This is a genomic window from Cryobacterium cheniae (assembly GCF_004403395.1).
Classification (GTDB): Bacteria; Actinomycetota; Actinomycetes; order Actinomycetales; family Microbacteriaceae; genus Cryobacterium; species Cryobacterium cheniae.
Map to the genome: position 1 here is coordinate 1 of NZ_SOGN01000002.1, position 6090 is coordinate 6090.

A 6090-nucleotide genomic window follows, 5' to 3' on the forward strand; every position below is an offset into this window, starting at 1 on the left:
CGCCCCCGACGCGTCCAGCGCGGCCCCCGCCACGGGCATCCGCGTGCTCTCTCCCGGCGCGCAGACGACCGTGCAGGACCTCGGCCGCCCCGGCCACGCCGACCAGGGCGTGACCGGATCGGGCGCCCTCGACCGCGGCGCCCTGCGGCGCGCCAACCGGGTCGTCGGCAATCCGGCCACGGCCGCCGTGCTCGAGAACGCCCTCGGCGGCCTGTCGCTGACCGCCCTGGCCGACCAGGTGATCGCCGTCACCGGGGCCGTTCGGCCGCTCACGGTGACGGATGCCGCCGGCCGGCCCCGCGAGCTGCCGATGGATTCCGCCGTCTCCCTCCTCGCCGGGCAGACCCTGTCGCTCGGAACCCCCCGCTCCGGCGTGCGCAGCTACCTCGCCTTCCGCGGCGGGATCGACGTCGCGCCGGTGCTCGGCAGCCGGTCCACCGACACGCTCAGCGGCATCGGACCGGCTCCGCTGGCCCCCGGAACCGTGCTCCGGATGCTGCCGCCCGCCCCGGGCAGCGCCGTGCACCACCCGGAGACCCCGCCGCCGGCCCCGGCCGAGGTCACCGTGCTGCGCTTCGTGCCGGGCCCCCGCGCGGACTGGTTCGACCCGGCATCCGTCGCCCGGCTCGGCGCGGAGGAGTGGACGGTCATGATTCAGTCGAACCGGATCGGACTGCGGCTGGCCGGCGAACCGCTGACCCGATCGCGGCCGGGCGAGCTGGCCAGCGAGGGCACCGCCCGCGGGGCCATCCAGGTGCCGCCGTCGGGCCTGCCGGTGCTGTTCCTCGCCGACCACCCGGTGACCGGCGGCTACCCGGTGATCGGCGTCGTGCTCGCCGACGACCTCGACCTCGCGGCGCAGCTGCCGACGGGCGCGCGCATCCGTTTCACACCCGTGCCGACCCCGCGGGTTCCATCGTGATGCCTGCCCTCACGCGCTGCGCGGGGGCTGCGCCGCTGCGCGGCAGGCACGCCACGCGCGAAGCGGCGCAGTCCCCGCACGAGCCCGCACTCCACCCCCGAATGAGAGCCGAACCATGCAGAAAGTCCTGATCGCCAACCGCGGCGAGATCGCGGTGCGCATCATCCGCGCCTGCGACGACGCCGGCCTTGCCTCCGTGGCCGTGTACGCGGATGTCGACGCCGACGCCCTGCACGTCTCGGCCGCGACGGAGGCCTGGGCGCTCGGCGGGGACAGCCCGGCCGACAGCTACCTCAACGTCGCCAAGCTACTCCGGATCGCCCGGGAATCCGGCGCCGACGCGGTGCACCCGGGTTACGGCTTCCTCTCGGAGAACGCCGACTTCGCCCAGGCCGTGATCGACGCCGGGCTGGTGTGGATCGGACCGACGCCCGCCGCGATCCGGGTGCTGGGCAACAAGGTCTCCGCCCGCGAGATCGCCATCCGGGTCGGAGCGCCCCTGGTCGCCGGCTCGGAGGGCACCGTGGAGTCCGCCGCCGAGGTGCGCGCCTTCGCCCTCGAGCACGGCCTGCCGGTGGCCATCAAGGCGGCCTTCGGCGGCGGCGGGCGCGGCCTCAAGGTGGTCTGGGACATGGATGCGATCGAGGAGTCCTTCGCTTCGGCCGTGCGCGAGTCGACGGCCGCCTTCGGCCGCGGCGAGTGCTTCGTCGAACGGTTCCTGCACCAGCCCCGCCATGTGGAGGCGCAGATCCTCGCCGACACACACGGCAACGTCATCGTCGTGGGCACCCGGGACTGCTCGCTGCAGCGCCGCAACCAGAAGCTCGTCGAGGAGGCACCCGCACCGTTCCTCACGCCCGCCCAGAAGACGCAGATCTACACCTCGGCGAAGGCCATCTGCCGGGCCGCCGGCTACACCGGCGCCGGCACCGTGGAGTACCTGCTCGCGCAGGACGGCACCATCTCGTTCCTCGAGGTGAACACCCGGCTGCAGGTCGAGCATCCGATCACCGAGGAGACCAGCGGCGTCGACCTGGTGCTCGCGCAGCTGCAGATCGCCGCCGGCGGAACGGTTCCGGTCTTCACCGACCCCGAGCCGCGCGGGCACTCGTTCGAGTTCCGCATCAACGCCGAAGACGTGGGGCGCGGGTTCTTGCCGTGCCCCGGCACCGTGGCGACCTTCACCGTGCCGACCGGGCCGGGCATCCGGGTCGATTCCGGGGTCAGGGCCGGCGGTATCGTGTCCGACCGGTTCGACTCCCTGCTCGCCAAGCTGATCGTCACCGGCGCCGACCGGCAGCAGGCGCTGCGCCGCGCCCGGCGGGCCCTGACCGAATTCGAGATCACCGGCCTGCCCACCGTCCTGCCGTTCCACCGCGCCGTGGTCACCGCGCCGGCGTTCACCGCGCCCGACCACCTCGGCGTGCACACCGGCTGGATCCAGGCCGACTTCGCCGAGGAGCTGCCCGGCGACCCCCAGTTCGATCCTGTCCCGCCGGAGACCGCTCGCCACACCGTCAGCATCGAGGTCGACGGGCGACGGATGGCCCTCGGCCTGCCTGCCGCCCTGCTCGAGGGCCTGCTGCGCGGGCGGGGCGGCCCGGCCACCGGCTCGACCGCCGGCCCGAACGCCGGCCCGGCCTCAGCCCCCGCCGCAGACCCGGACACCCTCCGGGCCAGCATGGGCGGCTCGGTCGTGAAGTGGCTGGTCGATTCCGGTGCGCTCGTCACCGCGGGCGACCCGGTGCTCGTGCTCGAGGCCATGAAGATGGAATCCATCGTCGTGGCGCACCGCAGCGGAACCCTGCGGGACCACCTGGTGCAGCCCGGCGACACGGTCGCGGTGGACAGCGCGGTCGCCTCGATCGGGGACTGAGCGCATCCGTCACTGTGGTCGGCGGCTGAGCGCATCCGTCACCCGGGTCCGTCCGCCCGCCGTAACACCCGGAACGGCCCGCCCGGCCTCGGACAGCCCCTCGGACCGGGCGGTATCGTGGGCACCATGACACTCGCCGAGACCCTCGCCGACCTGCGTCACCAGAACGCGACGGCGCGGCACGCCGAGACCGGCCGGTGGGTGTCGGGGCTTCTGCGCGACCGGATCGCGGCCGGACACCTGCCGCCCGGCACGAAGCTGTCCGAGGAGGCGCTCTGCGACGCGCTCGGCGTCTCGCGCAACACCCTCCGCGAGGCCTTCGCGACCCTCAGCACCGAACGGGTGGTCACCCGTTTTCCGAACCGGGGGGTCTTCGTCGCCCGGCCCACCGCCGACGACATCCGGGAAATCTACCGGGTGCGGCGTTACCTCGAGCCGGGCGCCCTGGCGTTCACGCCGGCCGGGGAGATCACCCCGGCACGGCTGGACGGGCTGCGCCAGGCCGTGTCGCGCGCGCGGGACGCCCGCGACGCCGGGTCGGTCCCGGGCATGGCCGGCGCCAACCAGGAGTTCCACGCCGCCGTCGTCGCCCTGGCCGGCAGCGACCGTCTCAACCTGCTGATGGCGCAGGTGCTCGCCGAGATGCGGTTGGTCTTCCACTCGATGGGCGAGGAGGCCACCTTCCACGCCCCCTACGTCGACGACAACGCCCGCATCGTCGAGCTGCTGACGGCCGGCCGGTTGACGGATGCCGCGGCCCTGCTCACCGGCTACCTGCAGCGCGCCGAGGCCCAGCTGCTGTCCATCGTGGCCGAGCCCGCCGGTTAGCTGTACCGCCGCCCCGCACCGATCTCCCGCCCGCTCGAAGGCTGAGCCGGACACGCACGGGGGCTGACTCAGACCACGGTCACGAGGGCGCAAACGCTCACAACCGGGCGAGCGGATGCCGTCGCGTGGAAGCCGCTTGCGGCATCCGGCGTCAAACCCAGAGCGTGGCGAGACCGCCGAGGGACTGGTAGCCGAGGAACAGCGTCAGCAGCCAGGCGAGCACACCGATGCCCAGCAGCCACTGCGGGTAGAGGTAGCCGCCGAGCAGGTCCCGGCGGCGCCAGGCCACCCAAAGGATGATGGCGAAGCCGACGGGCAGGATCAGCCCGTTGACCGCGCCGGCCATGATCAGCAGCGTCGCCGGCGCCTGGCCGAGCAGCGTGTAGACCAGCGTCGACACGACGATGAAGACCACGGTGGCTGCGCTGCGCCTGCGCGGCGAGGTGGTGGGCTTCGTCACGAACGAGATCGAGGTGTACGCGGCCCCGATCACCGAGGTCAGGGCCGCGGCCCAGAGTACGATGCCGAACAGCTTGAACCCGATGTCTCCGGCCGCGGCCTGGAAGGCCTCCGCCGGCATGTTGTCGCTGGTCAGGGCGACGCCGCCGGCGACCACGCCGAGGATGGCGAGGAACAGGAGCACCCGGATCACCCCCGTGATGATGATGCCCAGCACCGAACTGCGGGTGATGATCCGCACGTTGGCGGCGCCGGTGACACCCGCGTCGATCATGCGGTGTGCGCCGGCATAGGTGATGTAGCCGCCGATCGTGCCGCCGATCAGCGTGGTGATGATGAGGAAGTCGATGTCGCCCGGCAGCACCGCGTTCTTGACCGCGAGGCCGAGGGGCGGATGCGACACGATCGCCACATAGGCGATCAGCAGGATCATCACGGCCCCGAGCACGACCACGATCTTGTCCAGTGCGAGCCCGGCCCGCTTGCTGAGGAAGACCGCGATCGCCACGGCCGCGGAGAGGATGCCGCCGAGCTTGGGGTCGAGGCCGAGGAGCACGTTGAGGCCCAGGCCGGCTCCGGCGATGTTGCCGATGTTGAACACGAGGCCGCCGAGCCCGATCAGCGCGGCCAGGAACCAGCCGGCGCCGGGCAGCACGGTGTTGGCCAGTTCCTGCGCCCGCTTGCCGCTGACGCCGATCACCCGCCAGACGTTCAGCTGCACCGCGATGTCGACCAGGATCGAGACCAGGATGGCGAACGCGAAGGCCGCACCGAGCTGCACCGTGAAACTCGTGGTCTGCACGATGAAGCCGGGCCCGACGGCGCTGGTCGCCATCAGGAACATGGCGCCCAGGAGTGCGCTGCGCTGCGCCTCGCGCGGGCCGCGCCGCCGCTTCTTCGCGCCGGCGGTTGCGGCTCGAATCCGGGCCGGTACGAGGTTGGAAGCCATGGGGCGCTCACTTCTGTGACGGTCAGCGGCGGCGGACACTGATGTCGACACAGCCTACATATTGTCGAACAATCAGCCAAAGCGTTGCCCCGTCCCTCGAGCGCCCGCGCGTGCGTTCGAATGGTCGCCATGGGCGGTTCATTGGCGACCGATTGGCCGCACGGGCGAATCGCCAGGGGTCCGGCTACGCGCAGAAGTCGGTGATCGTGCGGGTCAGAATCTCGGTGAGCGCGTCGACGGATGCCGCGTCCGCCCACTCCGTGTCGGCGTGCGCCCCGCCGCCGTCCACACCCACCACCAGGCAGGGGATGCCCGCCTCGTGCAGCAGGCCCGCATCGGTCCAGAACGGCTCGCCGCGCACCTCCGGCCGGCGCCCGAGCACCTCCGTCGCCCGCTCCGCCAGCAGTCGCACGATCGGCCACTCCGGATCCGCCTCGAACGCCGCGCGCGCCACCAGCCGGCTGAGCCGGAACCGGAACCCGTCGACGTTCCCGGCGAGTCGCTCGAGCAGCGCCCGGAGCTCCGCCTCGACCTGGTCGGGGCTCTGGCCGGGCAGCGTGCGCCGCTCGATCGTGAGCGTGCAGGCGGCTGCGACGGTGGCGGCATCCGTGCCCCCGGCGATGGTCGACACCCGCACGGTGCCGTGTCCGAGCAGCGGATGCGCCGCCGCCGCCTCGATTTCCGACCGCAGCTCGTCGAGCGCGCGCAGCACCAGCCCGGCATGCGCGATGGCGTCGACGCCGCGCTCGGGCTGGGACCCGTGGGCGGCGAGCCCGGTGAGCTCCACCTCGAACCACGCGAATCCCCGGTGGGCGAGGGTGAGGCACAGCTCGCTCGGCTCGGCCACGATCGCCGCGTCGGCGCGGAAGCTGCGCAGCACCTCCATCGTGCCGAGGCTGCCGAATTCCTCGTCGGCGACGAGCGTGACGATGACGTCGCCGGCGAGAACGGATGCGACGGCCTCCCCCGAGTGAACGGCCGCCCCGGCCCGCCCGGTCGCCTCCCGCCCGGTCGCAGCCGGCCCGGTCGCCGCAGCCTCGGCCCCGGTGGCCCGCG

5 protein-coding genes are annotated in these 6090 nt (G+C 73.0%); 3 read left to right on the forward strand and 2 right to left on the reverse strand.

Annotation, left to right across the window (positions count from 1 at the left end; all coding sequences use genetic code 11):
- From E3T23_RS00035 to E3T23_RS00045, 3 genes are all read left to right on the forward strand, one after another.
- A partial coding sequence (locus E3T23_RS00035; RefSeq protein WP_134368380.1) for a 5-oxoprolinase subunit C family protein occupies positions 1–922 on the forward strand: 922 nt, incomplete at its 5' end.
- 115 nt (positions 923–1037) lie between these two features.
- Positions 1038–2798 (forward strand): acetyl/propionyl/methylcrotonyl-CoA carboxylase subunit alpha, encoded by a 1761-nt coding sequence (locus E3T23_RS00040; RefSeq protein WP_134368381.1) that lies wholly within the window; start codon positions 1038–1040, stop codon positions 2796–2798.
- 126 nt (positions 2799–2924) lie between these two features.
- Positions 2925–3626, forward strand: a complete 702-nt coding sequence (locus tag E3T23_RS00045; RefSeq protein WP_134368382.1) for a GntR family transcriptional regulator — start codon at positions 2925–2927, stop codon at positions 3624–3626.
- 151 nt (positions 3627–3777) lie between these two features.
- Here the strand turns inward: E3T23_RS00045 and E3T23_RS00050 are convergent, their stop codons facing one another.
- Both E3T23_RS00050 and E3T23_RS00055 read right to left on the reverse strand, forming a co-directional pair.
- Positions 3778–5034, reverse strand: coding sequence for an NRAMP family divalent metal transporter (locus tag E3T23_RS00050; protein WP_241977460.1), 1257 nt, complete (start codon positions 5032–5034; stop codon positions 3778–3780).
- Between the two features lie 184 nt (positions 5035–5218).
- Positions 5219–6090 (reverse strand): M20/M25/M40 family metallo-hydrolase (locus tag E3T23_RS00055; protein ID WP_134368383.1); only part of this gene is annotated, 872 nt, incomplete at its 5' end.